The sequence below is a fragment of the Streptomyces sp. AM6-12 genome, from assembly GCF_044327085.1.
GTDB lineage: Bacteria > Actinomycetota > Actinomycetes > Streptomycetales > Streptomycetaceae > Streptomyces.
In genome coordinates, this window is the sequence record NZ_JBIQWN010000001.1 from 3590288 (window position 1) to 3614358 (window position 24071).

At 71.2% G+C, this 24071-nt stretch carries 19 protein-coding genes; 11 read left to right on the plus strand and 8 right to left on the minus strand.

Annotated elements, in window-relative coordinates; all coding sequences use genetic code 11:
* Nucleotides 1–70: 70 nt before the first annotated feature.
* The 3 genes from ACE4Q9_RS16205 to ACE4Q9_RS16215 all read left to right on the plus strand — a co-directional run bounded on the left by ACE4Q9_RS16205 (nt 71) and on the right by ACE4Q9_RS16215 (nt 4833).
* The gene (locus tag ACE4Q9_RS16205; protein ID WP_397984941.1) at nt 71–2164 is read left to right on the plus strand and encodes a VWA domain-containing protein; all 2094 of its coding nucleotides are present in this window, start codon (nt 71–73) and stop codon (nt 2162–2164) included.
* Nucleotides 2165–2291: 127 nt separating this feature from the next.
* Nucleotides 2292–4022: a methionine--tRNA ligase gene (gene metG / locus ACE4Q9_RS16210; protein ID WP_397984942.1), complete on the plus strand. Its 1731-nt coding sequence runs from the start codon at nt 2292–2294 to the stop codon at nt 4020–4022.
* Between the two features lie 97 nt (nt 4023–4119).
* On the plus strand, nt 4120–4833 hold the full coding sequence (locus ACE4Q9_RS16215; RefSeq protein WP_397984943.1) for a hypothetical protein: 714 nt from the start codon (nt 4120–4122) through the stop codon (nt 4831–4833).
* Nucleotides 4834–4888: 55 nt separating this feature from the next.
* Here the strand turns inward: ACE4Q9_RS16215 and aspS are convergent, their stop codons facing one another.
* On the minus strand, nt 4889–6652 hold the full coding sequence (gene aspS, locus ACE4Q9_RS16220; protein ID WP_397984944.1) for an aspartate--tRNA ligase: 1764 nt from the start codon (nt 6650–6652) through the stop codon (nt 4889–4891).
* Nucleotides 6653–6820: 168 nt separating this feature from the next.
* Between aspS and ACE4Q9_RS16225 the strand changes: the two genes are divergently transcribed.
* Entirely contained in the window at nt 6821–8980 is a 2160-nt protein-coding gene (locus ACE4Q9_RS16225) for a SpoIIE family protein phosphatase (RefSeq protein WP_397984945.1), read from the plus strand.
* Here the strand turns inward: ACE4Q9_RS16225 and ACE4Q9_RS16230 are convergent.
* The 3 genes from ACE4Q9_RS16230 to ACE4Q9_RS16240 form a co-directional block, all read right to left on the minus strand.
* Nucleotides 8923–9996, minus strand: a complete 1074-nt coding sequence (locus ACE4Q9_RS16230; protein ID WP_397984946.1) for an AI-2E family transporter — start codon at nt 9994–9996, stop codon at nt 8923–8925. The genes ACE4Q9_RS16225 and ACE4Q9_RS16230 overlap by 58 nt on opposite strands.
* A 126-nt stretch (nt 9997–10122) precedes the next feature.
* A complete protein-coding gene (locus ACE4Q9_RS16235) occupies nt 10123–11100 on the minus strand; it encodes a pirin family protein (RefSeq protein ID WP_397984947.1) in 978 nt (325 codons plus the stop codon).
* A gap of 114 nt (nt 11101–11214) precedes the next feature.
* Entirely contained in the window at nt 11215–11697 is a 483-nt protein-coding gene (locus tag ACE4Q9_RS16240) for an SseB family protein (protein ID WP_071828465.1), read from the minus strand.
* 195 nt (nt 11698–11892) lie between these two features.
* Here ACE4Q9_RS16240 and ACE4Q9_RS16245 point away from each other — a divergent pair, with 195 nt between their 5' ends.
* The 3 genes from ACE4Q9_RS16245 to ACE4Q9_RS16255 all read left to right on the plus strand — a co-directional run bounded on the left by ACE4Q9_RS16245 (nt 11893) and on the right by ACE4Q9_RS16255 (nt 15561).
* A complete protein-coding gene (locus tag ACE4Q9_RS16245; protein ID WP_397987237.1) occupies nt 11893–13719 on the plus strand; it encodes an acyl-CoA dehydrogenase in 1827 nt (608 codons plus the stop codon).
* Between the two features lie 123 nt (nt 13720–13842).
* On the plus strand, nt 13843–15141 hold the full coding sequence (locus ACE4Q9_RS16250) for a M18 family aminopeptidase (protein ID WP_397984948.1): 1299 nt from the start codon (nt 13843–13845) through the stop codon (nt 15139–15141).
* 159 nt (nt 15142–15300) lie between these two features.
* Complete coding sequence (locus ACE4Q9_RS16255; protein ID WP_397984949.1) at nt 15301–15561, plus strand: DUF6458 family protein; 261 nt, start codon at nt 15301–15303, stop codon at nt 15559–15561.
* On the opposite strand, the gene ACE4Q9_RS16260 is transcribed toward ACE4Q9_RS16255, so the two are convergent.
* On the minus strand, nt 15549–17393 hold the full coding sequence (locus ACE4Q9_RS16260) for an NHL domain-containing thioredoxin family protein (protein ID WP_397984950.1): 1845 nt from the start codon (nt 17391–17393) through the stop codon (nt 15549–15551). The genes ACE4Q9_RS16255 and ACE4Q9_RS16260 overlap by 13 nt on opposite strands.
* 154 nt (nt 17394–17547) lie before the next feature.
* Between ACE4Q9_RS16260 and ACE4Q9_RS16265 the strand changes: the two genes are divergently transcribed.
* The gene (locus ACE4Q9_RS16265; protein ID WP_397984951.1) at nt 17548–18042 is read left to right on the plus strand and encodes an LURP-one-related/scramblase family protein; all 495 of its coding nucleotides are present in this window, start codon (nt 17548–17550) and stop codon (nt 18040–18042) included.
* Nucleotides 18043–18165: 123 nt separating this feature from the next.
* On the opposite strand, the gene ACE4Q9_RS16270 is transcribed toward ACE4Q9_RS16265, so the two are convergent.
* Complete coding sequence (locus ACE4Q9_RS16270; RefSeq protein ID WP_397984952.1) at nt 18166–18984, minus strand: carbon-nitrogen family hydrolase; 819 nt, start codon at nt 18982–18984, stop codon at nt 18166–18168.
* A 182-nt stretch (nt 18985–19166) separates the two neighbouring features.
* On the opposite strand from ACE4Q9_RS16270, the gene ACE4Q9_RS16275 reads away from it, so the two are divergent.
* Together ACE4Q9_RS16275 and ACE4Q9_RS16280 are read left to right on the plus strand one after the other, a co-directional pair.
* Nucleotides 19167–19991 (plus strand): maleylpyruvate isomerase family mycothiol-dependent enzyme, encoded by an 825-nt coding sequence (locus tag ACE4Q9_RS16275; protein ID WP_397984953.1) that lies wholly within the window; start codon nt 19167–19169, stop codon nt 19989–19991.
* A gap of 155 nt (nt 19992–20146) precedes the next feature.
* Entirely contained in the window at nt 20147–20899 is a 753-nt protein-coding gene (locus tag ACE4Q9_RS16280) for an SAM-dependent methyltransferase (protein WP_397984954.1), read from the plus strand.
* Between the two features lie 15 nt (nt 20900–20914).
* Here ACE4Q9_RS16280 and ACE4Q9_RS16285 read toward each other — a convergent pair whose 3' ends face one another.
* The gene (locus tag ACE4Q9_RS16285; protein ID WP_397984955.1) at nt 20915–22210 is read right to left on the minus strand and encodes a nitrate/nitrite transporter; all 1296 of its coding nucleotides are present in this window, start codon (nt 22208–22210) and stop codon (nt 20915–20917) included.
* Nucleotides 22207–22878 (minus strand): GntR family transcriptional regulator, encoded by a 672-nt coding sequence (locus ACE4Q9_RS16290; protein ID WP_128790917.1) that lies wholly within the window; start codon nt 22876–22878, stop codon nt 22207–22209. The genes ACE4Q9_RS16285 and ACE4Q9_RS16290 overlap by 4 nt, the downstream gene beginning before the upstream one ends.
* 188 nt (nt 22879–23066) lie before the next feature.
* Between ACE4Q9_RS16290 and ACE4Q9_RS16295 the strand changes: the two genes are divergently transcribed.
* Nucleotides 23067–23969 (plus strand): D-alanyl-D-alanine carboxypeptidase family protein, encoded by a 903-nt coding sequence (locus tag ACE4Q9_RS16295; protein WP_397984956.1) that lies wholly within the window; start codon nt 23067–23069, stop codon nt 23967–23969.
* The last annotated feature ends 102 nt before the right edge of the window (nt 23970–24071 follow it).

Sequence of the window (24071 nt, forward strand, 5' to 3'; positions counted from 1 at the left end):
AGGACCGCTAACCTTACGTGTCCGTCCTGGCCAGCGATTGACGGTGTCACCTCAGCGAAGGGTTGCACACATGGGCATTCTCACTCTCCTGCGGAACGCGTTCGGCCGCTCACGCAAACTCCGGGCCGCCGAGGCAGAGGGTGCGACGCCCCAACCGGCCCCGACCACCCCGGCCCCGGTGATCCCCGAGCCCCGCGAGTCCCCGACCACCGAGGAACACGACCTGGTGGCGGCCGCGTTCGACAAGGTACGGGTGCCGAGGCAGACGGGAGAGCCTGCGAACGAGGCCGGGGCTGCGGCTGCGCCCGGGGCGGACACCGAAGCCAAGGCCGGTGAGAAGGCCGAGGCTGGGGCGCCGGCCGAGGCAGAGGCGGACCCCGAGGCCGGGTCCGAGCGTGCGGCCGAGATGAAGCCTGAGGCCAGCGCCGAGACCGAGGCTGCGGCAACGCCTGCGGTAGGCACCGAAGCCGAGGAGAAGGCCGGGCCTGAGGAGACGGTTGAGGCTGAGGCGAACATCGAGCCCGAGGCCGGGTCCGAGGGGGCGGCAGCCGAGGTCGGCATCGAGCGTGCGGCCGAGAAGAAGCCTGAGGCCAGCGCCGAGACCGAGGCTGCGGCTACGCCTGCGGTAGGCACCGAAGCCGAGGAGAAGGCCGAGCCTGAGGAGACGGTTGGGACTGAGGCGAACATCGAGCCGGAGCCTGAAGCCGAGGGGACGGTGACCGAAGTCGCGCCTGAGCCAGCGCTGGAAACCGAGACCACCACCGAGACGACGGCAGAGGGCGAAGCCGAGACGGACACCGAGACGGAGCCCCAGGCCGAGCCGGCGGCAGCCGAGACCGCGGTGGAGACCGAGACCGGCACCGAGACGGAGCCCCAGGCTGAGCCGGCGGCAGCCGAGGCCGTGGCCGAGGTTGCGGTGGAGACCGAGACCGTCGCCGAGACGAACGCGGAGCCGGAGGCGGACATCGAGCCGCAAGCCGAGAGCGAAGCGGCTCCCGAGGCGGACCTCCAGCCGGAGACTGAGGCTGCGTCCGAGCCGAAGACCGAGGCTGAGGCGGTAGCGGTCGAGGACGAACCCGCGATCGAGAACACTGAGGCGGACCTCCGGCCGGAAACCGACACCGCGGCCGAGCCCACCGCGCAGACGGAGCCGGAGCCGGCGGCAGAGACCGAGTCCGTCTCTCCTGAGCCCACGGCCATGGAGTCGGAGCCCGCAGCGGACCCGGACCCGGAGCCGGTTGCCGACGAGCAGCCGGAAGCAGCCGCCACGCCTACGGACGAGGAGCCCTCGAACCTCCCGGACCCGGACGCGTCCACGGCGACCGCCGAGCCCACGGAACCCGAGCCGGAGGCAACGGCAGCCGCGCCCGTCGCTGAGGGCCCCTCCCCGGAGCCCACCGAAACCGAGCCGCAGGCACCCACCGCCATCACCGAAGCCCCCCATGGCCCGCAGGCCGCCGACGGCGAAGACGCGGACCGCACGGACCGCACCCGTACCCCCGCCACCCCCCTCCCCGCCCTCAAGAAGAACGCCCCCGCCCTCGCCACCGCCTACACCGCCGCCACCGCCCCCCTCGCGAAGACCGACCTCACCGGCACCCGCGCCAAGCTGTACCTCGTGCTGGACCGCTCCGCGAGCATGCGGCCGTACTACAAGGACGGCTCCGCCCAAGCCCTCGCCGACCAGGCCCTCGCCCTCGCCGCGCACCTGGACCCCGAGGCCACGGTCCACACCGTCTTCTTCTCCACCGAAGTGGACGGCACCACCGACCTCACCCTCACCCCGGACCACGCGACGCGGATCGACGACACCCACGCGGGCCTGGGCCGGATGGGCCGTACCAGCTACCACGTCGCCGTGGCAGCCGTACTCGCCCACTACGACGCCAACGTCGCCCCGGGCACCCCCGCCCTCGTCGTCTTCCAGACCGACGGCGCCCCCGACGCCAAGACCCCCGCGACCCAGGCCCTGACCGCCGCCGCGACGTCCCACCCCACGGTGTTCTTCTCCTTCGTCGCGTTCGGTGACACGGACAACAAGGCCTTCGACTACCTCCGCAAGCTGAAGACCCCCAACACCGCCTTCTTCCACGCGGGCCCCACCCCCCGCGAACTGACGGACACGGAACTCTACGAGGGCGTCCTCGCCACCTGGCGCCCGTAACCGCAGGACGTCCCGCCCGGACACCGGCCGCCCCCTTCCCACCCTGTAAAACGGGAAGCGGGCGGCCCACCCGTCTCGGCTACCATTTCAAGGTTCGTAAAACAACCCGACCTGGGAGCAGCCCGCGATGGCTCGACACCTCATCACCAGCGCCCTTCCGTACATCAACGGGATCAAGCACCTGGGCAACATGGTGGGGTCCATGCTCCCGGCCGACGTCTACTCCCGCTACCTCCGCCAGCGCGGCCACGACGTCCTCTACATCTGCGCCACCGACGAGCACGGCACCCCCGCCGAGCTGGCCGCCAAGGAGCAGGGCCTTCCCGTGGACGCGTTCTGCGCGCAGGCGCACGACGCCCAGAAGGCGGTCTACGACGGCTTCGCGCTGGCCTTCGACTACTTCGGCCGCAGCTCCTCCGCCGAGAACCGCGAGATCACCCAGCACTTCGCCCGCAAGCTGAACGAGAACGGCTTCATCGAGGAGCGGGCGATCCGCCAGGTCTACAGCCCCGCCGACGGCCGGTTCCTGCCGGACCGCTACGTCGAGGGCACCTGCCCGCACTGCGGCTACGACAAGGCCCGCGGCGACCAGTGCGAGAACTGCACCCGCGTGCTGGACCCGACCGACCTGATCAACCCGCGCAGCGCGATCTCCGGCTCCACCGACCTGGAGGTCCGCGAGACCAAGCACCTCTTCCTGCTCCAGTCCAAGCTCCAGCACGAGGTCGAGGAGTGGGTCGCCCGGCATGAGGCCGACTGGCCGCAGCTGGCCTCCTCCATCGCCCGCAAGTGGCTGACCGAGGGGCTGCACGACCGGGCGATCACCCGCGACCTGGACTGGGGTGTCCCGGTCCCGGCGGACACCTGGCCCGAGCTGGCGGCTGAGGGCAAGGTCTTCTACGTGTGGTTCGACGCCCCGATCGAGTACATCGGCGCGACGAAGGAATGGGCGGACCAGGACCAGGCCAACCGGGACTGGAAGTCCTGGTGGTACGACGTCGACACCGAAGTCCGCTACACGGAGTTCATGGCCAAGGACAACGTCCCGTTCCACACGGTGATGTTCCCGGCCACGGAACTGGGCGTGCGCGAGCCGTGGAAGAAGGTCGACTACGTCAAGGCCTTCAACTGGCTGACGTACTACGGCGGCAAGTTCTCCACCTCGCAGAAGCGGGGTGTCTTCACCGACCAGGCCCTGTCCATCCTGCCCGCCGACTACTGGCGCTACTTCCTGATCGCCAACGCCCCGGAGTCGGACGACTCGTCCTTCACCTGGGAGCACTTCACCGCCACGGTGAACAAGGATCTGGCCGACACGCTCGGCAACTTCGTCAACCGCGTCCTGTCCTTCTCCCGCAAGCGCTTCGGTGACGACGTCCCGGCCGGCGGCGAGCCGGGCGAGGCGGAGGCGAGGCTCGGCGAGGAGATCGCGAGGCTCCTCGCGGAGTACGAGTCGCAGATGGAGTCCCTCCAGTTCCGCAAGGCGGCGGCGGCCCTGCGCGCGCTGTGGTCGGCCGGCAACTCCTACCTGGAGGAGAAGGCCCCCTGGCTGGAGATCAAGACCGACAAGGACGGCGCGGCCCTCACCCTGCGCACGGCGATGAACCTCATCCACCTCTACGCGGTCGTCTCCGAGCCCCTGATCCCGGCCACGGCAGCGGCCATGCGCGGTGCCTTCGCCCTCGCCTCGGACACCGCCACCTGGGTGAGTGGGGACGAGGCAAAGTCCCTCACCTCGGTGCCGGCCGGCACCCCCTTCACGGTCCCGCCGGTCCTGTTCGCCAAGCTGACGGACGACGATCTGGCCGCCTACAAGGAGCGCTTCGGCGGCGAGGACAAGGCGGAGCCGACCGCCTGAGTCGTCGTACGGCACACCAGGGCCCGGAACGCCATCATGGCTTCCGGGCCCTGTCCGTGTCCTCCGGGCCCGTTTCCTCTGGCAGAGTACGGATGTCGTGAACCTTCCCGAACCCCACCGGCGGCTGATCGCGGACGCCGTCACGGCGGGCGGACCGCACGGTCTGGTCCTCGCCGGCGGATACGCGCTGGAGGCGCACGCGCTCGTGCGGCGCCCGCACGGCGATGTCGACCTCGCCACCGAGAGCGCCGAGGACATGGCGCACATCGCCGGCGCGGTCGCGGCCGCCCTGGAGGCGAGAGGTCGTACCGTCCGGGCCGGGGACGTGACCGCGCGCACCGCACGGCTCACCGTCACCGACCCGCCGACCGGCGAGCCCGGCGTCCTCGCCCTGCACAAGGAGAGCCTGTGGGGGCCACCGGAGCTCACCGCGTACGGGCCCGCGCTGTGCCTGGAGGACGCCGTCGGTACGAAGATCCGCGCGCTCTACGACCGGGGCGCCGCCGTCGACCTGATCGACGCGCGGGCCGCGGCGGGCCGGTTCTCCCTGCCCGACCTGGAGGAACTGGGCCGCCGGCACGCCCATGACGCCTTCGACCTGCCCACCCTCCAGTCCCGGCTGACCGGCACCGACTTCTACCCCGACACCCAGTTCACCCGGTACGGCCTGGACGAGGCGGAGATCGCGGGGCTGCGGGCCTGGGCCCAGCGGTGGTCGGACGACATCGCCGAGCGGCTGCTGGAGGACGGCGCCTCCCCCGACCTGGCCTTCCCCGACCTGGAGGAGAACGGGCGGGAGGAGGGCGAGTGACGCGAAGACGCCCGCGGCCCCAGGGGGCCGCGGGCGTCTCGCGCATGCGGGGGAACTACTTCGGCTGCGGCTTCCTGATGCTCAGGTGCAGCTCGCGCAGCCGGGACTCCTCCAGCTCGGTCGGGGCGCCCATCATCAGGTCCTGGGCGTTGCCGTTGAGCGGGAAGGCGATCGTCTCGCGGATGCTGGGCTCGTCCGCGAGGAGCATGACGATGCGGTCCACGCCGGGGGCGATGCCGCCGTGCGGCGGGGCGCCGAAGCGGAACGCGCGCAGCATGCCGGCGAACTTCTCCTCGACGGTCTCCCGGTCGTAGCCCGCGATCTCGAACGCCTTCAGCATGATCTCCGGCTCGTGGTTCCGGATCGCGCCGGAGGACAGCTCGACGCCGTTGCAGACGATGTCGTACTGCCAGCCCAGGATGTCCAGCGGGTCCTGGGTCTCCAGGGCCTGAAGACCGCCCTGCGGCATCGAGAAGGGGTTGTGCGAGAAGTCGATCTTGCCGGTCTCCTCGTCCTTCTCGTACATCGGGAAGTCGACGATCCAGCAGAAGCGGAAGACGTTCTCCTCGAACTGGCCGGCGCGCTTGGCGGCCTCGACGCGGACCGCGCCCATGATCTTGGAAACCTCGTCGTACTCGCCCGCGCCGAAGAAGATCGCGTGGCCGGGGGCGAGCGAGAGGCGCTTGGTCAGCTCGGCGACGTTCTCCTCGGTGAGGAACTTCGCGATCGGGCCGGTCAGCGTGCCGTCCTCGCCGACGCGGACCCAGGCCAGGCCCTTGGCGCCCAGCGTCACCGCGAAGTCGCCGAGCTGGTCGAAGAACTTGCGCGGCTGGTCCTGCACCGCCGGCACCGGCAGCGCGCGCACGTGCTTGCCCGCGAACGCCTTGAACTCCGAGCCCTCGAAGACATCGGTGATGTCCACCAGCTCCAGCTTGGCGCGCAGGTCCGGCTTGTCGGAGCCGTACTTCAGCATCGCCTCGCGGAACGGGATCCGCGGGAAGGGCGAGGTGACGTGCCGGCCGCCGCCGAACTCCTCGAACAGCTCGGTCATGAGCTTCTCGATCGGCTGGAAGACGTCCTCCTGCTCGACGAAGCTCATCTCGACGTCGAGCTGGTAGAACTCGCCCGGCGAACGGTCGGCGCGGGCGTCCTCGTCGCGGAAGCAGGGCGCGATCTGGAAGTAGCGGTCGAAGCCGGAGATCATCAGCAGCTGCTTGAACTGCTGCGGGGCCTGCGGCAGCGCGTAGAACTTGCCGGGGTTCAGCCGGGAGGGGACGACGAAGTCGCGGGCGCCCTCGGGGGAGGTCGCGGACAGGATCGGCGTCGCCATCTCGTTGAAGCCGAGCGCGGTCATCTTGTGGCGGATCGCGGAGATGACCGCCGTACGCAGCATGATGTTGCGGTGCATGCGCTCGCGGCGCAGGTCGAGGAAGCGGTACTCCAGGCGCCGCTCCTCGTTGACCCCGTCCTCGGCGTTGATGGTGAAGGGCAGCGGCTGGGCCGCGCCGAGCAGCTCGACCTCGGTCACCTCGACCTCGATCTCGCCGGTCGGCAGGTCCGGGTTCACGTTCTCGGTTCCACGTGAAACAACGGAGCCGTCGACGCGGACCGTGGACTCCTTGGAGAGCTTGTCCAAGGCCTCGTAGGCGGGGGTGCCGGGGCGGGCGACCAGCTGCGTGATGCCGTAGTGGTCGCGCAGATCGATGAAGAGGATGCCGCCCAGGTCGCGCCGATTGTGCAGCCAGCCACTGAGCCGGACGTCGGTGCCGACGTCAGAGGCGCGGAGCTGGCCGCAGGTGTGGGACCTGTACCGATGCATCGTCGTTCATCGTCCTTCGTGGGTTTCGAGTGATGATCGCCAAGGTTGCCGACCCTGGCTGGTCCAAGGGTACCGGCCGCCCCAAGATGGGCTCCCCGTGATTCGCGGCCCGGCCCCTTCCCGGCCGTACGGTGGCACGCACCGGTCGCATCTCCTTAAATTAGGGCAATGCGTACAGGTGAGCCGCTCCCGGCCGTCGGAGACGTCCTCGCCGCCCTCGCGACCGGGCTGTGGCACTGGGACACCGCGGACAAGCTGGTCACCGTGGACGCGGAGGCGGCGCGGCTGCTCGGGCTGCCCGCGGCGCCGGCCACCCTCACCGAGGAGCAGACCCGCGCCCGGCTGCATCCGGCCGACTGGAATGAGATCACCGCGGTGGTACAGCGCGCGGTCGCCGAGGGCACGCTCGCCGAGGTGCGGGTGCGGATCATGGACGAGGAGGGCACCGTCCTGCGCGTCGTCCGCAGCCGCTCGAAGCCGTCGTACGACGCCGGGCGGCGCGCCTATGTCCTGACCGGCACCCTCCAGGAGGTCGCCGAGCCGGGTCCGGACGGCCCCGACCCGGTGGGCGGCCGCACCGCGGTCACGGGGCCCTGGCGGCGCTCGCGGGAGGCGTTCCTGCTGGACGCGGGCCGGGCGCTGGCCGAGGCGCGGTCCACCGCGGAGGTGCTGCGGGTCGCGGCGGGCCTGTCGATGCCGGGGTTCTCGCCGAACGGCCTGGTGGTGTTCGGGGTGGAGGGCGACCGGCTGACGATGATCGGCCACCACGGGCACGAGTCCGAGGAGATGGGCCCGTTCACCAGCATGCCGCTGGCCCTGGACTATCCGGCGGCCGAGGTGGTGCGCACCGGGCGGGCGGTGTACCTCTCCTCGCCGGAGGAGTACCGGGAGCGCTACCCGGTGACCTGGCCGCTGGCCCGGCCCTTCGGGCGCAGTTCGTGGGCGTTCCTGCCGCTGACCGTGGGCGGGCGCACCATGGGCGCCTGGATGGCGGGCTTCGCCTATCCGGTGGCGTTCACCCCGGACGAGCGGGCGGTGCTGACGACGGTGGCCCGGATGCTCGCGCAGGCGCTGTCCCGTGCGGAGACCGCCGAGTCGGAGCGGGAGCTGACCGAGGGCCTCCAGCGCTCGATGCTGCCCTCGCTGGGCCCGGAGGTGCCGGGGGTGCGGATCGCCGCCCGCTACATCCCGACCGGCGGCGGGCTCCAGGTGGGCGGCGACTGGTACGACATGATCCCGCTGCCGGCCGGCCGGTTCGCGCTGGTCATCGGGGATGTGCAGGGCCACGATGTGCGGGCGGCCGGGCTGATGGGGCAGCTGCGGATCGCGCTGCGCGCCTACGCCTCCGAGGGGCACCGCCCGGACGCCGTGCTCTCGCGCGCCTCCCGCTTCCTGCACGGGATGTCGCAGGGCGCGGAGATCTCCGACCCGCGCTTCGCGACCTGCCTGTACGTGGCGGTCGACCCGCTGAGCGGGCGGCTGGAGATCGCCCGCGCGGGCCATCCGGACCCGGTGATCCGGATGGCGGACGGCACGGTGATGCTGCGGCCGACGGCGGGCGGGCTGCCGCTGGGCATCGACCCGGACGCGGACTATCCGACGACCCGGTTCGCGCTCCAGCCCGGAGAGACGCTGATGCTGTGCACCGACGGGCTGATCGAGACCGGCGGGCACGACCTGGACAGCGGCTGGCAGCGGCTGCGGGCGATCCTGGAGCAGCACGAGGGCGACCTGGAGGCGCTGGCCGACGCGCTGGTGCAGGGGGTGCACGGGCCGTCCTCGCACCACACGACGGGGCCGCTGGCCGACCGCCGCGAGGACGACATCGCGCTGCTGCTCCTGTGCCGTCCGGGGCCGGGCTGCGGACGCGACGACACCGTGACGGCACGGCCGCGGATGCGGCGCATGCTGCTGTCGGTGGGCCAGGACGAGCCCGAGCGGATCGCGGTGGCACGCCGGCATGTGCGCGATGTGCTGCACGACTGGGCCTGCCCCGACCAGGTCGACTCGGCGGAGCTGCTGGTCTCGGAGATGGTCACCAACGTGCTGGTGCACACCGACGCGGACGCGCTGCTGCTGGTGGAGGTCTCCCGGGAGAACGGCCGGCGGCGGCTGCGGGTGGAGGTCTTCGACAGCGGCGACGACCTGCCGCACAAGCGCCGGCCCGGCGAACTGGCGTCCTCCGGGCGCGGGTTGCTGCTGATCGGACTCCTGGCGCAGGCCTGGGGGGTGGACCCGCAGGGCGAGGGCAAGAGCATCTGGTTCGAGCTCTACGAGGGGTCGGGGGAGCCGGACGGCGGGGCGTCCCCGGCGGGTGCGGGCGGGTAGCGGTCGCGCAGTTCCTGTACGACGCCGAAGGCGGCCGCGGTCAGCGGGACGGCCAGGAGCATGCCGAGGATGCCGGCCACGGAGGCGCCGGCCGTGATGGTGACCATGACCACCGCGGGGTGCATCTGCACGGTACGGCTCTGGATCACCGGCTGGAGCACGTGCCCCTCCAGCACCTGCACGGCGAGCACCACCCCGAGCGTCCACAGCGCGATGACGAAGCCCCGGTCGGCGAGGGCGACGAGCACCGAGACCGCGCCGGAGATGAACGCGCCGAGGTAGGGGATGTAGGCGCCGACGAAGACCAGCGCCCCGAGCCCGAGGGCGCCGGGCACCCGGAGGACCAGCAGGCCGACGGTGATGCAGGCGGCGTCGATCAGGGCGATCAGGGTGGTGCCGCGCATGAATCCCTCGACCGCCTGGTAGGCGCGCCGCGCGACGGCCTCCATGGTGTCGGCGGCGCCCTGCGGCGCGAGGGAGCGCAGGGCGCCGGTCACCAGGTGGGAGTCGCGCAGGAAGAAGAAGACCAGGACGAGGGCGAGGACGGCCAGGGCGATGCTCTCGCCGACGACGCTCACCCCGCTGATCACGTTGGACACGGCGGTGCCGCCGAAACGGCGCAGCAGTTCCCCGGAGTTGGTGGTGAGGTCGTCCAGGCCGGTTCCGGCGGCCCCGAAGTGCCGGGAGACGCTCTTGGCGGCGTTGCGCAGGGAGGTCATGATCTCGTCGCCGCTGTCCACGAGGGCGGCGACGACGATGTACACGGCGCCGCCGACGACGGCCACCACCGCCGCGCAGGTCAGCCCGGCCGACACCGAGCGCTGGACGCCGGCCCGCACCAGGCGGCGGTGGAGCGGGGCGAGCAGGGCGGTGCCGAGGAGGGCGAGCAGCACCGCGGTGACGGCCGTACGGAACTCCCCGCACAGCCGCACCGCGACCCATCCGACCCCGGCGGCCAGCAGCAGCACGGCGCACCACGCGGCGAACCGCCTGACGGGCTCGGGCAACAGAGGCACGCCTCCAGCCGATCACGCCGGCCGCCGGGTGTCCCGCCCCGCGGGTCCGGGCGGGTGAGTGCCGTCCGGCCTCAGGGGCGCCCCCGCGGGCTTCGCCTGCCACAAGGGCACCCCGTTCCGGGCGGGTCAGGCCTCGGGACCCTCGTCGGTCATGCCGTGGACGGCCGGGACGGTGCCCAGGCGGCCCTTCTGGAAGTCCTCGAATGCCTGCATCAGTTCGTCCTTGGTGTTCATGACGAACGGGCCGTAGTGGGCCATCGGCTCGCGGATCGGACGGCCGCCGAGGAGGACGACCTCCAGGTCCGGCGTGTTGCCGTCCTGCCGCTCGTCCGCGCGCACGGTCAGCGAGGACCCGGCGCCGAAGACGGCCGTCTGGCCCGTGTGGACGGGCCGGCGCTCGGCACCGGCGCTGCCGCGGCCGGCCAGCACGTACGCGAGCCCGTTGAAGTCCTCCCGCCAGGGCAGCGTGATCTCGGCGCCCGGCGCGAGCGTCGCGTGGACCATGGTGATCGGGGTGTGCGTGATGCCGGGGCCCTCGTGTCCGTCCAGCTCGCCGGCGATCACCCGCAGCAGCGCGCCACCGTCCGGCGAGGTCAGCAGCTGGACACTGCGGGCCCGGATGTCCTGGTAGCGCGGGGCCATCATCTTGTCCCTGGCCGGGAGGTTCACCCACAGCTGGAGCCCGTGGAAGAGGCCGCCCGAGACGACGAGGTGCTCCGGCGGCGCCTCGATGTGCAGCAGCCCGGCGCCCGCGGTCATCCACTGGGTGTCGCCGTCGGTGATGGTGCCGCCGCCGCCGTGGCTGTCCTGGTGGTCGAAGATCCCGTCGATGATGTAGGTGACGGTCTCGAAGCCGCGGTGCGGATGCCAGGGGGTGCCCTTGGGCTCGCCCGGCGCGTACTCCACCTCGCCCATCTGGTCCATCATGATGAACGGGTCGAGATGGCGGTAATTGATCCCCGCGAACGCCCGGCGCACCGGGAAGCCCTCACCCTCGTAGCCGCTCGGCGCGGTGGTGACGGTGAGGACCTTGCGCGCCACCGCGTCGGCGGGGGCGGTCACACGGGGCAGCGTCAACGGGTTCTCGACGGTCACTGCGGGCATGGTGGCCTCCTTCGGACGCTCACTTTAGTTGAGCGTTGAACTTCTTGCCACCCACAACAGAGCGGGCCCGGAAGGAATTCCCTCCGGGCCCGCGCAACGGCATCTCTCGGCCGATCAGCCGTACATGCGGCGCATCGCGTAATCGACCATCTGCTCGACCGCCTTCGCGTCGAACACCATCCGGTGCTCGCCCTCCATGTCCAGGACGAAGCCGTAGCCGGTCGGCAGCAGGTCGATCACCTCCGCGCCGGTGATCACGAAGTACTTGGACTCCTTGCCCGCGTACCGCCGCAGCTCCTTGAGCGAGGTGAACATCGGGATCACCGGCTGCTGGGTGTTGTGCAGGGCGAGGAAGCCGGGGGTGTCACCGCGCGGGCAGTACACCTTCGACGTGGCGAAGATCTGCTGGAAGTCCTCGGGGGACATCTGACCGGTGGTGAACGCGCGCACGGCGTCCGCGAGCGAGGGCGGGGACGGCTCCGGATAGAGCGGCGGCTGCTGGCCGTATCCGCCGGCCCCGCCCGCCATCTGCTGCTGCCCCGACGTGTACTGCTGCTGCGCGGCGCCGCCGTCCATGGGCTGGCCGTATCCGTACATGGGCGCAAGCGTACCGAGATCCGCGCCGCCGCAGGGATGGACCCGAACGGCCTACCGGAGTAGACCCATCTCACACTTGGCCGGACTGGGGTTGCGTCTTATTACCGGCGGGTAGCATCATCGTAGCTACTTATTGGTACGTGAAACAGCTGCGAGGAGTCAGTGCCTCGCCGATCCCTCAACGGAGCCGTCGCCATGGGGCACTACAAGTCGAATCTCCGCGACATCGAGTTCAACCTCTTCGAAGTACTCGGGCGCGACAAGGTGTACGGCACCGGCCCGTTCGAGGAGATGGACGTCGAGACCGCCAAGAGCATCCTGGAGGAGATGACCCGCCTCTCGGAGAACGAGCTGGCCGAGTCCTTCGCCGACGCCGACCGCAACCCGCCGGTCTTCGACCCGGAGACCAACACCGCGCCGGTCCCGGCCTCCTTCAAGAAGAGCTACCAGGCCTTCATGGAGTCCGAGTACTGGCGCCTCGGCCTGCCCGAGGAGATCGGCGGCACCACCTCGCCGCGCTCCCTGATCTGGGCCTACGCCGAGCTGATCCTGGGCGCCAACCCGGCCGTGTGGATGTACTCCTCCGGCCCGGCGTTCGCCGGCATCCTCTTCGAGGAGGGCAACGAGGTCCAGAAGCACATCGCCTCGATCGCCGTGGAGAAGCAGTGGGGCTCCACGATGGTGCTCACCGAGCCCGACGCGGGCTCCGACGTGGGCGCCGGCCGCACCAAGGCGGTCCAGCAGGAGGACGGCTCCTGGCACATCGAGGGCGTGAAGCGCTTCATCACCTCCGGTGAGCACGACATGTCGGAGAACATCCTCCACTACGTGCTCGCGCGTCCCGAGGGCGCCGGTCCCGGCACCAAGGGCCTGTCCCTCTTCCTGGTGCCGAAGTACCTGTTCGACTTCGAGACCGGCGAGCTGGGCGAGCGCAACGGCGTCTACGCCACCAACGTCGAGCACAAGATGGGCCTGAAGGCCTCCAACACCTGCGAGATGACCTTCGGCGACCGGCACCCCGCCAAGGGCTGGCTGATCGGTGACAAGCACGACGGCATCCGCCAGATGTTCCGCATCATCGAGTTCGCCCGCATGATGGTCGGCACGAAGGCGATCTCCACGCTGTCCACCGGCTACCTGAACGCCCTGGAGTACGCCAAGGAGCGCGTCCAGGGTCCGGACCTGGCCAACTTCATGGACAAGGCCGCGCCCAAGGTCACCATCACCCACCACCCCGACGTGCGCCGCTCGCTGATGACGCAGAAGGCGTACGCGGAGGGCATGCGCGCCCTGGTGATGTACACCGCCTCGATCCAGGACGCGATCCAGATCAAGGAGGCGAACGGCGAGGACGCCTCCACCGAGCACGCCCTCAACGACCTGCTGCTGCCCGTCGTCAAGGGCTACGGCTCCGAGAAGGCCTACGAGCAGCTGGCCCAGTCGCTCCAGACCTTCGGCGGCTCCGGCTTCCTCCAGGAGTACCCGATCGAGCAGTACATCCGGGACTCCAAGATCGACACCCTCTACGAGGGCACCACCGCGATCCAGGGCCAGGACTTCTTCTTCCGCAAGATCGTCCGCAACCAGGGCGCCGCGCTGAACTCGCTCGCCGAGGACATCAAGAAGTTCCTGGCGCTCGGCACCGGCGGCGAGGAGCTGGCCGGCGCCCGCGAGCACCTGGCCAAGGCCGCCGTGGAGCTGGAGGCGATCGTCGGCCTGATGCTGACCGATCTGGCCGCCACCCAGGACGACGCCAAGAACATCTACAAGGTCGGCCTGAACACCACCCGCCTGCTGCTCGCCTCCGGCGACGTCATCGTCGGCTACCTGCTGCTCAAGGGTGCCGCCATCGCCGCCGAGAAGCTCGCCACGGCCTCCGCGAAGGACAAGGCGTTCTACACCGGCAAGATCGCCGCGGCGAGGTTCTTCGCGGCGAACGTCCTGCCGGGCGTCACCCTCGCCCGCAAGGTCGCCTCGGGCGTCGAGCTGGACCTGATGGAGCTGGACGAGGCCGCGTTCTAGGACCCGGACCGGCGCCGTCGCGCGGCGCCGCTCCCGGACGTTCCGGACGTCCCCGCCGTTTCCGTGCACGGGCCCGCTCCCCTTACCGGGAGTGGGCCCGTGCCCGTCGTTAAGGTGAATCCCATGAGCGCACCCGTCCGCTTCGACCGCGGCCACACCGACGACCTGATGACCTTCCTGGCGGCCGGCCCGTCGCCGTACCACGCCGTGACGAACGTCGCCGAGCGGCTGGAGAAGGCCGGATTCAGGCAGGTCGCCGAGACGGACGCCTGGGACGGCACCAGCGGCGGCCGGTACGTACTGCGCGGCGGCGCGATCATCGCCTGGTACGTCCCCGAGGGCGCCGCGCCGCACACGCCGTTCCACATCATCGGCGCGCACACCGACTCCCCGAACCTGCGGATCAAGCCGCGCCCGGACAGCGGAGCGCACGGCTGGCGACAGGTCGCCGTGGAGGTCTACGGCGGCCCGCTGATGAACTCCTGGCTCGACCGCGACCTGGGCCTGGCCGGCCGGCTGACCCTGCGCGACGGCTCCAGCGTCCTGGTCGACGTGGACCGGCCGCTGCTGCGGGTGCCGCAGCTCGCCATCCACCTGGACCGCTCGGTCAGCAGCGAGGGCCTCAAGCTGGACAAACAGCGCCACCTCCAGCCCGTGTGGGGCCTCGGCGACGAGGTGCTCGACGGCGATCTGATCTCCTTCCTGGAGCAGGAGGCCGGCCTGGAGCCGCACTCGGTGGCCGGCTGGGACCTGATGACCCACCCGGTGGAACCGCCGGCCTACCTCGGCCGGGACCGCGAACTGGTCGCCGGGCCGCGCATGGACAACCTGCTGTCCGTGCACGCGGGCGCCGCCGCGCTGGCCGCCGCCGTGACGTCCGGCGCCCCGCTCACCCGCATCCCGGTGCTGGCCGCCTTCGACCACGAGGAGAACGGCTCGCAGTCCGACACCGGCGCGGACGGCCCGCTGCTCGGCTCCGTCCTGGAGCGCTCGGTGTTCGCCCGCGGCGGCACCTACGAGGACCGCGCCCGCGCCCTCGCCGGCAGTGTGTGCCTCTCCTCCGACACCGGTCACGCCGTGCACCCCAACTACGCGGAACGGCACGACCCGACGCACCACCCGCGGGTCAACGGCGGACCGATCCTCAAGGTGAACGTCAACAACCGCTACGCCACGGACGGTTCGGGCCGCACGGTGTTCACCGCCGCCTGCGAGAAGGCCGGTGTCCCCTTCCAGTCGTTCGTCTCCCACAACTCCATGCCCTGCGGCACCACCATCGGCCCGATCACCGCGGCCCGGCACGGCATCCGCACGGTCGACATCGGCGTGGCGATCCTCTCCATGCACAGCGCCCGCGAACTGTGCGGCGCCGACGACCCGTTCCTCCTCGCCAACGCCCTGACGGCCTTCCTGGAGGGTTAGTCCCCCCGATCCCGGTGCCGATCCCGCGAGAGGCCGGTCGCGAACGGCCTCTCGCGGGGGCGCCTTTCGGACGGCCGCCTCGCGCAGGGCTATGCGGGGCGGCGCAGGGTACCCGGACGTGACCGGAGATTCCGGAACCGAAAGGGGAGGCGAAGCCTCATGGGGCTCGGCGGATGCATCATCCTCATCGCCGTGGGGGCCATACTCACGTTCGCGACCGACTGGCACATGCACGGCGTCAATCTCACGGTCGTCGGCCTGATCCTGATGGCCGTCGGACTGATCGGCGTCGCCACGTTCAGCGGTATCGCCCGGCGCAGGCGGGTCGTCGTACCGCCGGCGACGCCGATCGTGGAGGAGGAACCCCACCACCATCACCACCACACCACTGACGGCTACACCGACGGCTACGGCGTCTGAGACCCGTTCTCCTGCTCGTCCATGCCCGCCAGGACGAGCGGCAGACGGTCCGTCGCCCCCTCGGCAAGGCGGACCGGGACACCCCAGTCCTGCTGGTGGACGTGGCACGCGGGGTACTGGTTGGCCGGGTCGTCGTCGCAGGAGGCGGCCATCGCGGATATGTGCAACACCCCTTCCCGAACGGCCGCGTCAAGCTCCAGCTCGCGGCTCAGGTCGGAACCCGCGCCCTCGCCCTCGAGCAGCAGCTCGGGCGGGGTCGAGGAGACCAGCAGACGGGTGGAGGGGCCGTACCGGGTGTCCAGCTTCTGGCCGGGCGGGGCCTGGAAGATGACGTCCAGCCGCAGCCGACCGGGGGCGACCTCGGTGGCCGCGCGCTGGGTGCGGTGGGCCACCGCCGCCACGCGCACCGCCTCCTCCGGCAGCCGCAGCCGGGTCAGCCGGTGCCGGGCCGACTCCACCACCACGATGTCCTCACCGACCAGCACCGCGTCGCTGGGCTCGCGCAGATCCGTGGCGAGCGTGGTCACCTCGCCGGTCGCGGGATCGTACCTGCGCAGCGCGTGGTTGTAGGTGTCGGCGACCGCGACCGAGCCGTCCGGCAGCGCGGTGACACCCAACGGGTGCTGGAACAGGGCCTGTTCCGCCGCGCCGTCCCGGTGCCCGAAGTCGAACAGACCGGTGCCGACCGCGGTGTGCACCGCCCCGTCGGGGTCCACCCAGCGCAGGGCGCTGGTCTCGGAGTCGGCGAGCCACAGCCGGTCGTCGGTGGCCGCGAGCCCGGAGGGCTGGGCGAACCACGCCTCGGCGGCGGGGCCGTCGACCAAACCCTCGTTGGTGGTGCCGGCCGCGACGGCGACGGTGCCGTCCTCGGGGTCGTACGTCCACAGCTGGTGGACGCCCGCCATGGCGATCCACACCCTGCCCCGCCACCAGGCGACGTCCCAGGGGGAGGAGAGGTCCACCTCGCGGGCCGGTCCGGAGGTGGCGGCGCCCTGCATCCACTGGTGCCCGGTGCCCGCGAGGGTCGTGGTGCGGCCCGTGACCGGGTCGAAGCGGCGCAGGGCGTGATTGACGGTGTCCGCCACCACCACGGTGCCGTCGGGCAGCAGGGCGAGCCCCTGCGGCTCCTGGAACCGGGCGCGGCCCTCCGGTCCGTCGGTCGCTCCGCGGCTGCCCTGGCCGATGCGCCGTACGACCGTTTCCCCGTCCGGCGCGAGCTCCACCAGCTGGTGCCGGGTGGTGTCGCTGACCAGCAGATTCCCGGAGGGCAGCGCCAATGCCTTGCCCGGGAAGCGCAGCGTCGTCGGCTCGGGCTCCGGCGGGACATACGGGCCGTCACCGCGGCGCAGGGTGCCCTTCGCCGCGTGCTCGGCCTCCAGGTCCGTCACCAGCCGCTCGATCGCGTGCACATGGCCCTCGCCCGCGTGCTGGGCGACGACATATCCCTCCGGGTCGATCACCACGAGCGTGGGCCAGGCGCGCACCGCGTACTGCTTCCAGGTGGCCAGCTCGGGGTCGTCCAGCACCGGGTGTTCGACGCCGTACCGCTCCACCGCGTCCACGACCGCGGTGTGGTCCGCCTCGTGCGCGAACTTGGGGGAGTGCACGCCGATCACCACCACCGTGTCCGGGTGCCGGTGCTCCAGCTCCCGCAGCTCGTCCAGGACGTGCAGGCAGTTGATGCAGCAGAAGGTCCAGAAGTCCAGGACGACGATGCGGCCGCGCAGGTCGGCCAGGGTGTACTGGCGGTCGCCCGTGTTCAGCCAGCCGCCCTTGCCGATCAGCTCGGGAGCACGGACGCGGGGGCGTCGGGGTGGTGCGAAATCGGTCATGGCCCAAGAGTGCCACCGGCCCCCGGCATCCCGCTCGGCCTGTGGATAACCCTGGACGACCCGCCCGTTACGCCTGTGGAAAAGCGGTCCGCGCACGGCGGATCCTCCCGCGCCCGCCGTGATGAAATCCCCGGAACTGGGAAAGGCTCAGGGCATGAGATTCCTGGTACGCGACCGGCTCCTCGGCATCGGCGAAGACTATTGGATCGAGGACGAGCACGGCCGCAAGGTGTTCCTGGTCGACGGCAAGGCCATGCGGCTGCGGGACACCTTCGAGCTCAAGGACGCCCAGGGCCGGGTCCTGATCGACATCCACCAGAAGATGTTCGCCCTGCGCGACACGATGGTGATCGAACGGGACGGCGAGGGCCTGGCCACCATCCGGCGCAAGCGGCTGTCCCTGCTGCGCAACCACTACCGCGTGGCACTCGCCGAGGGCTCCGAACTGGACGTCAGCGGCAAGATCCTCGACCGCGAGTTCGTGGTCGAGTACGACGGCGAGGTGCTGGCCGTGATCTCCCGGCGCTGGATGCACCTGCGGGAGACCTACGGCGTGGACATCGTCCGCGAGGACGCGGACCCGGCACTGCTCATCGCGGTCGCCGTGTGCGTGATCCATCTCGCGGAGAAGGAGCGGGAGGGGGACTGAGGGCGGGAGCGGGCGTACGGGGGCGGCTGAGGTGCCGGGGCGCGGGCGGCCCGCGGCGCGTGGGCGGTCGGCGACATGTCCCGTACGTCCGGGTGCGCGGTCGTCGGCCGTGCGCGGCTTCCGCTAGCGACGGGGTGGGGCCAGTCCCAGGACGCGGTCCTTCAGCGCGGGGAACTGCTCGCGCGTCGCCGCCACCTTCGCCGGGTCGAAGTCGACCGTGAGGACCTCCTCGCCGGCGCCGGCCTCGGCCAGCACCTCGCCCCAGGGGTCCACCACGATCGAGTGACCCGCCTGGGGAACTCCCGCGTGCGTCCCGGCCGTTCCGCAGGCGAGCACGAACGCCTGGTTCTCCACCGCCCGCGCCTGTGCCAGCAGCGTCCAGTGCGCGCGCCGCCGTTCGGGCCAGCCGGCCGGGAGCACCAGCACCTCGGCGCCGGCGTCGACCAGGGCACGGAAGAGTTCCGGGAAGCGCAGGTCGTAGCAGGTGCCGAGGCCGAGCGTGGTGCCGGGCAGCGGGACCGTCACCGGCTCCCGCCCCGCGCCCATCAGCACGGCCTCGCCCTGATCGAAGCCGAAGCGGTGGATCTTGCGGTAGGCGGCGGCCAGTTCACCGGAGGGGGAGAAGACGAGGGAGGTGTTGTAGAGGGTCCCGTCGTCCGGCCCGGTGCTGTCGGCGGACGCCGCGCGCTCGGGGATCGACCCGGCGTGCAGCCACACGCCCGCGTCGGCCGCCGCCTTGGCCATCGTCTCGCAGGTCGGCCCGTCGAGCGGCTCCGCCTCGCGGCCGAAGTCCTCGTAGGCGAATGCGCCGGTGGTCCACAGCTCGGGCAGCACCACCAGATCGGCCCCGGCCTGGGCCCGGACCAGCGCGGCCGCGCGCTGTCTGCGCGAGGCGGGCGATTCGCCCTCGTCGACGGCGATCTGGATCAGAGAGGCGCGCACACTACCACCGTCCTGGCATTCGAGTCGTCCATACGGGCCTACGATCGTCACGCGAAAGCACTGCCGGGGTGCCTGCCAGCAGCGTAACTTAGCTTCCCAGACACCCGCCGACGTGCAGCCGCCGCCCGCTGGCACCGCCGCCGCAACCTGCCCGTGTACCGACCGCCGAGGGGTCCCGTTCCGTGAGTCTGCATCCCACCCTCCAGCCCTACGCCGACGCCTGGACGCACTCCGTCGACGCGATATCCGAGATGGTGCAGCCACTGGCCGAGTCCGAGTGGAACCGGCGGACACCGTGCCCCGGATGGTCGGTACGCGATGTCGTCTCGCACGTCATCGGCCTGGACTGCGAGCTGCTGGGCGACCCGCGCCCCATCCACTCCCTGCCGCGCGACCTCTTCCACGTCACCAACGAGCACCAGCGCTACATGGAGATGCAGGTCGACGTCCGCCGCCACCACACCGCGCCGGAGATGACGGCCGAACTGGAGTACACCGTCATCCGCCGCAATCGCCAGATGCGCAACGAGAACCGCGGGCCGGAGCACATGGTGCGTGGGCCGCTGGGCACCGAGATCACCCTCGAACACGCCTACCGGATGCGGGCCTTCGACGTCTGGGTGCACGAGCAGGATCTGCGCACGGCCCTCGGCCGCCCCGGCAACCTCGACTCGCCCGGCGCGTACGTCACGCGGGACCTCCTGCTGGAGGCGCTGCCGAGGATCGTCGCGAAGAACGCGGACGCACCGCGCAGTTCGGCCGTCGTCTTCGATGTGCACGGCCCCGTGGAGTTCCTGCGCACCATCCGCGTCGACATCCAGGGCCGCGGCACCCTGGAGACCGCACCGGCGCTCGGCCCGGTGGCCTCCCTCGCCCTCGACTGGGAGACCTACGTCCGGCTGGCCTGCGGCCGGGTGACCCCCGAGGCGGTGGCCGACCGCGTCAAGACGGACGGCGACCAGGACCTGGCGGCGGCCATCCTGCGCAACTTCGCGGTGACGCCGTGACGTCGTGACGCCATGACGTCACGGCCCTGTGGCGCCGTGACGCCCTGATGATGCCGTCGAACCTGTGATGCCGTACCGCCCTTTCCCCCGAGGGGAATTCAGGGCACCGGCAATTCGGTGGTCGCGGCCGGGGCGACCTTCTAGCGTTGCCCGACATGACCGCCGACCTGCCCCGGCTCACCCGGCTCACCTTCCACGGCCCCCTCTCCGAAGCCCGCGTGACCGCCATGGTCCGGCGGCTCGCGGCGAACCGCCCCCGCGCCGTGCTGGACATCGGCTGCGGCTGGGCCGAGTTGCTGCTCCGGGTGCTGGACGCCGTACCCGACGCCACGGGAACCGGCGTCGACCTGAACGCCCAGGATCTCGCCCGCGCCCGGAGGAACGCCGAGGAACGCGGGCTCGGCCACCGGGTGGAGTTCGCCGAGGAGTCCGCCGTGGGCACCGAGCGGGGCCCGGCCGACCTGGTGCTCTGTCTCGGCGCGACCCAGGCCCTCAGCGAGGCCGAGCCGCCGATCGCCGAGGCCCTGCGCGCGCTGCGGCGCCTGGTGACCGACCGGGGCCGGGTGCTGGTCGGCGAGGGTTTCTGGCAGCGGCCGCCCACGGAGGCCGAGCTGTCCGGCATGTGGCCGGGCGCCGCCCCCGACGACCACGACGACCTCGGTACGCTGCTCGACCTCGCGGTCGGGGCCGGCTTCCGCCCGGAGTGGACCGAGACGGCGAGCGCCGAGGAGTGGGAGGAGTTCGAGTCGGGCTACCAGGCGGACCTGGAGGTCTGGCTCGCCGGCAACCCGGACCACCCGCTGGCACCCGAGACCCGCGCGCGTCTGGACCGGCACCGCGCCCAGTGGATGAGCTACCGGGGTGTCCTCGGCATCGCGTACCTCACCCTCGTACCGGACCTGCGCTGAGACGGGCGGCCGGGCTCACGCCGGTACGTGCACCGTTTCCACCCGGCTGGCCACCAGCCGTTCCCGTTCGCGGCGGGCGGCGCGGGCGCGCAGGCGCAGGATCTGGCTGAGGCCGAGCGCCTGGAGAACGAACACCGCGCTGAACGCCACCTGGTAGTCGTCGCCCGTCGCGTCCAGCAGCACGCCGATCGCGAGCAGTGTGGTCATCGAGGCGATGAAACCACCCATGTTGGTGATGCCGGAGGCGGTGCCCTGACGCTCGGGCGGGTTGGCCGGGCGGGCGAAGTCGAACCCGATCATCGAGGCGGGTCCGCAGGCGCCGAGCACCGCGCACAGGAAGATCAGCAGCCACATCGGCGCGTGCGGGGCGGGGTAGGCCAGCGTCGCCGCCCACAGCAGCGCGGTCGCCGCCACCGTGCACAGCGCGAGCGGCAGCCGCGCGGCGTGGTGCCGGGCGATGACCTGACCGTAGACCAGTCCCACCACCATGTTGGACAGCACCACGAGGGTCAGCAGCTCACCGGCCGTGGCCCGGCTGAGCCCCTCCGCCTCGACCAGGAACGGCAGGCCCCACAGCAGCAGGAAGACCATCGCCGGGAACTGGGTGGTGAAGTGCACCCACATGCCGAGCCGGGTGCCGGGCTCCCGCCACGCCTCGGCGATCTGCCGGCGAACGGAGGCGGAACCCGGGTGCCGGGACGGCGCGGGCTCGTGCCCTTCGGGGTGGTCCTTCAGGAACAGCAGGGTCAGTACGAGGACGACCCCGCCGGCCAGCGCGCTGCCGGCGAACGCCTGCGTCCAGCCGATGCTGTGCAGCAGCCGGGCCAGGACGAGGGTGGAGACGAGGTTGCCCGCCATGCCGACCAGGGCCGCGAGCTGCGCGACCATCGGTCCGCGCCGGGCCGGGAACCAGCGGGTGCCCAGCCGCAGCACGCTGATGAACGTCATCGCGTCACCGCAGCCCAGCAGCGCCCGCGAGGCGAGCGCGGTGCCGTAGGACGGCGAGAAGGCGAAGCCCAGCTGCCCGATCGTGAACAGGACGGCGCCCAGGGTCAGCACCTTCTTGGTACCGAGGCGGTCGACCATCAGGCCGACGGGTATCTGCATGCCGGCGTAGACCAGCAGCTGGAGTATGGAGAAGGTGGACAGCGCCGAGGCGTTCACATGGAAGCGGTCGGCCGCGTCGAGGCCCGCCACGCCCAGCGAGGTACGGAAGATGACGGCGACGAAGTAGACCGCGACGCCTATGGACCACACGCCGACGGCCCGGGCGCCGCCCGGCGGGTCACCCGGAAGGGTGAGCTTGCTCATCGGACCTCACCTCGCGCGAGAAGCGAGACCCGGCTCACATGCCGGTGCACGACCCCGACGGCCGCCTCCGCGTCCCCGGCCCGCAGCGCCTGGAGGATCTCCTCGTGCTCGGCGAGCGTCGTGGCCACCCGGTCGGGGTGGGAGTACATGACGGCGACGCCCATCCGCAGCTGGCGGTCGCGCAGCTGGTCGTAGAGGCGCGCCAGGATCTCGTTGCCCCCGCTGCGGACGATCTCGGCGTGGAAGCAGCGGTCGGTCACCGCGGCCTCGGCCAGCTCCCCGGCGGCGACCTGCGCCTTCTGCCGCTCCAGCAGCTCGGCCAGCCGCTCCACCAGGCCCGGCGGGGCGGGTACGGCCTTGCGCGCGGCGTGCTCCTCCACCAGCAGCCGGGTCTCCACCACGTCGGAGATCTCCTGCGCGGAGACGGGCAGGACCAGGGCGCCCTTCTTGGGATAGAGCCGGATCAGACCCTCGACCTCCAGCCGCAGCAGGGCTTCCCGCACGGGTGTGCGCGACACCCCCACGGCCTCGGCCAGCTCGCCTTCGGTGAGCAGGGTGCCGCCCTCGTAGCTCCGGTCGAGAACGCTCTGTTTGACGTGGGCGTACACGCGGTCGGCGGCGGGCGGCTGCTTGGCGGGCGGGGCGGAATGCGGGACGGCCGTCTTCATGCCTACAGGATAGATACAACAGGTACGCAACGCGCTCCGGCGTCCAACATGCGGACACGGCACCCCCTCCCTCGAATGGCCGCACAACCTTCTGTGCTACCTACGTGTCTGACAGATGCGGCCTTTCTCTCTTGAGCACCTCAACTCGGCCGCATCCAGGGGCATTCCAGACAATCGGGGAATTCACTTTGATTACCGGCATCATGGGCATCCGCCTCCGCCGAGCCACCGCCGTGGCGATCACCTCCGGTGCGCTGATCGCCACCGGCGCCCTCACCGCGGCGCCCGCACAGGCCGTCACCGCGCCCTCGATCGTGGCCAAGGGCGGCTACGTGATGAACAACGCGACCGGCTCGACGCTCTACACCAAGGCCGCGGACACCAAGCGGTCCACCGGTTCCACGACCAAGATCATGACGGCCAAGGTCGTGCTGGCGCAGAAGAACCTGAACCTCAACTCCACGGTGACGATCCAGAAGGCGTACAGCGACTACGTCGTCAAGAACAACGCCTCCCAGGCTCACCTGATCGTGGGCGACAAGGTGACCGTCCGTCAGCTGCTGTACGGCCTGATGCTGCCGTCCGGCTGCGACGCCGCCTACGCCCTCGCGGACAAGTACGGCTCCGGCTCCACGCGCGCCGCCCGCGTGTCGAATTTCATCGGCAAGATGAACAGCGCCGCCAAGAGCCTCGGCCTGAAGAGCACGCACTTCGATTCCTTCGACGGCATCGGCAACGGCAAGAACTACTCGACGCCGCGCGACCTGACGAAGATCGCCAGCAGCGCGATGAAGAACGCCACGTTCCGCACCATCGTCAAGACCAAGTCGTACACGGCCAAGACGAAGACCAAGTCCGGCGGCACCCGCACGATGGCTCCCTGGACCAACACCAACGGGCTCCTCAAGAGCTACAGCGGCACCATCGGCGTGAAGACCGGCTCCGGTCCCGAGGCCGGCTACTGCCTGGTCTTCGCCGCCACCCGGCACGGCAAGACCGTGATCGGCACCGTCCTGTCCTCCACCTCCATCCCCAATCGCGAGTCGGACGCCACGAAGCTCCTCAACTACGGCTTCGCCAAGCTCGGCTGACGACTGACGCCGGCTCGCCGGCACCCCACTGCGCGAACCGGGCCCGTCGCACCCAGCGGCGGGCCCGCTCCGCTGTACGGGGCCGGAAGCCCTGCGGAGCCG

Bases quoted from the DNA above. Each gene is read 5' to 3' on its own strand.
- aspS (WP_397984944.1), bottom strand. From the start codon at position 6,652: ATGCATCGGTACAGGTCCCACACCTGCGGCCAGCTCCGCGCCTCTGAC.
- ACE4Q9_RS16260 (WP_397984950.1), bottom strand. From the start codon at position 17,393: ATGACCGATTTCGCACCACCCCGACGCCCCCGCGTCCGTGCTCCCGAG.
- ACE4Q9_RS16255 (WP_397984949.1), top strand. From the start codon at position 15,301: ATGGGGCTCGGCGGATGCATCATCCTCATCGCCGTGGGGGCCATACTC.
- ACE4Q9_RS16240 (WP_071828465.1), bottom strand. From the start codon at position 11,697: ATGTACGGATACGGCCAGCCCATGGACGGCGGCGCCGCGCAGCAGCAG.
- ACE4Q9_RS16285 (WP_397984955.1), bottom strand. From the start codon at position 22,210: ATGAGCAAGCTCACCCTTCCGGGTGACCCGCCGGGCGGCGCCCGGGCC.
- ACE4Q9_RS16265 (WP_397984951.1), top strand. From the start codon at position 17,548: ATGAGATTCCTGGTACGCGACCGGCTCCTCGGCATCGGCGAAGACTAT.
- metG (WP_397984942.1), top strand. From the start codon at position 2,292: ATGGCTCGACACCTCATCACCAGCGCCCTTCCGTACATCAACGGGATC.
- ACE4Q9_RS16245 (WP_397987237.1), top strand. From the start codon at position 11,893: ATGGGGCACTACAAGTCGAATCTCCGCGACATCGAGTTCAACCTCTTC.
- ACE4Q9_RS16235 (WP_397984947.1), bottom strand. From the start codon at position 11,100: ATGCCCGCAGTGACCGTCGAGAACCCGTTGACGCTGCCCCGTGTGACC.
- ACE4Q9_RS16205 (WP_397984941.1), top strand. From the start codon at position 71: ATGGGCATTCTCACTCTCCTGCGGAACGCGTTCGGCCGCTCACGCAAA.
- ACE4Q9_RS16225 (WP_397984945.1), top strand. From the start codon at position 6,821: ATGCGTACAGGTGAGCCGCTCCCGGCCGTCGGAGACGTCCTCGCCGCC.
- ACE4Q9_RS16250 (WP_397984948.1), top strand. From the start codon at position 13,843: ATGAGCGCACCCGTCCGCTTCGACCGCGGCCACACCGACGACCTGATG.
- ACE4Q9_RS16290 (WP_128790917.1), bottom strand. From the start codon at position 22,878: ATGAAGACGGCCGTCCCGCATTCCGCCCCGCCCGCCAAGCAGCCGCCC.
- ACE4Q9_RS16280 (WP_397984954.1), top strand. From the start codon at position 20,147: ATGACCGCCGACCTGCCCCGGCTCACCCGGCTCACCTTCCACGGCCCC.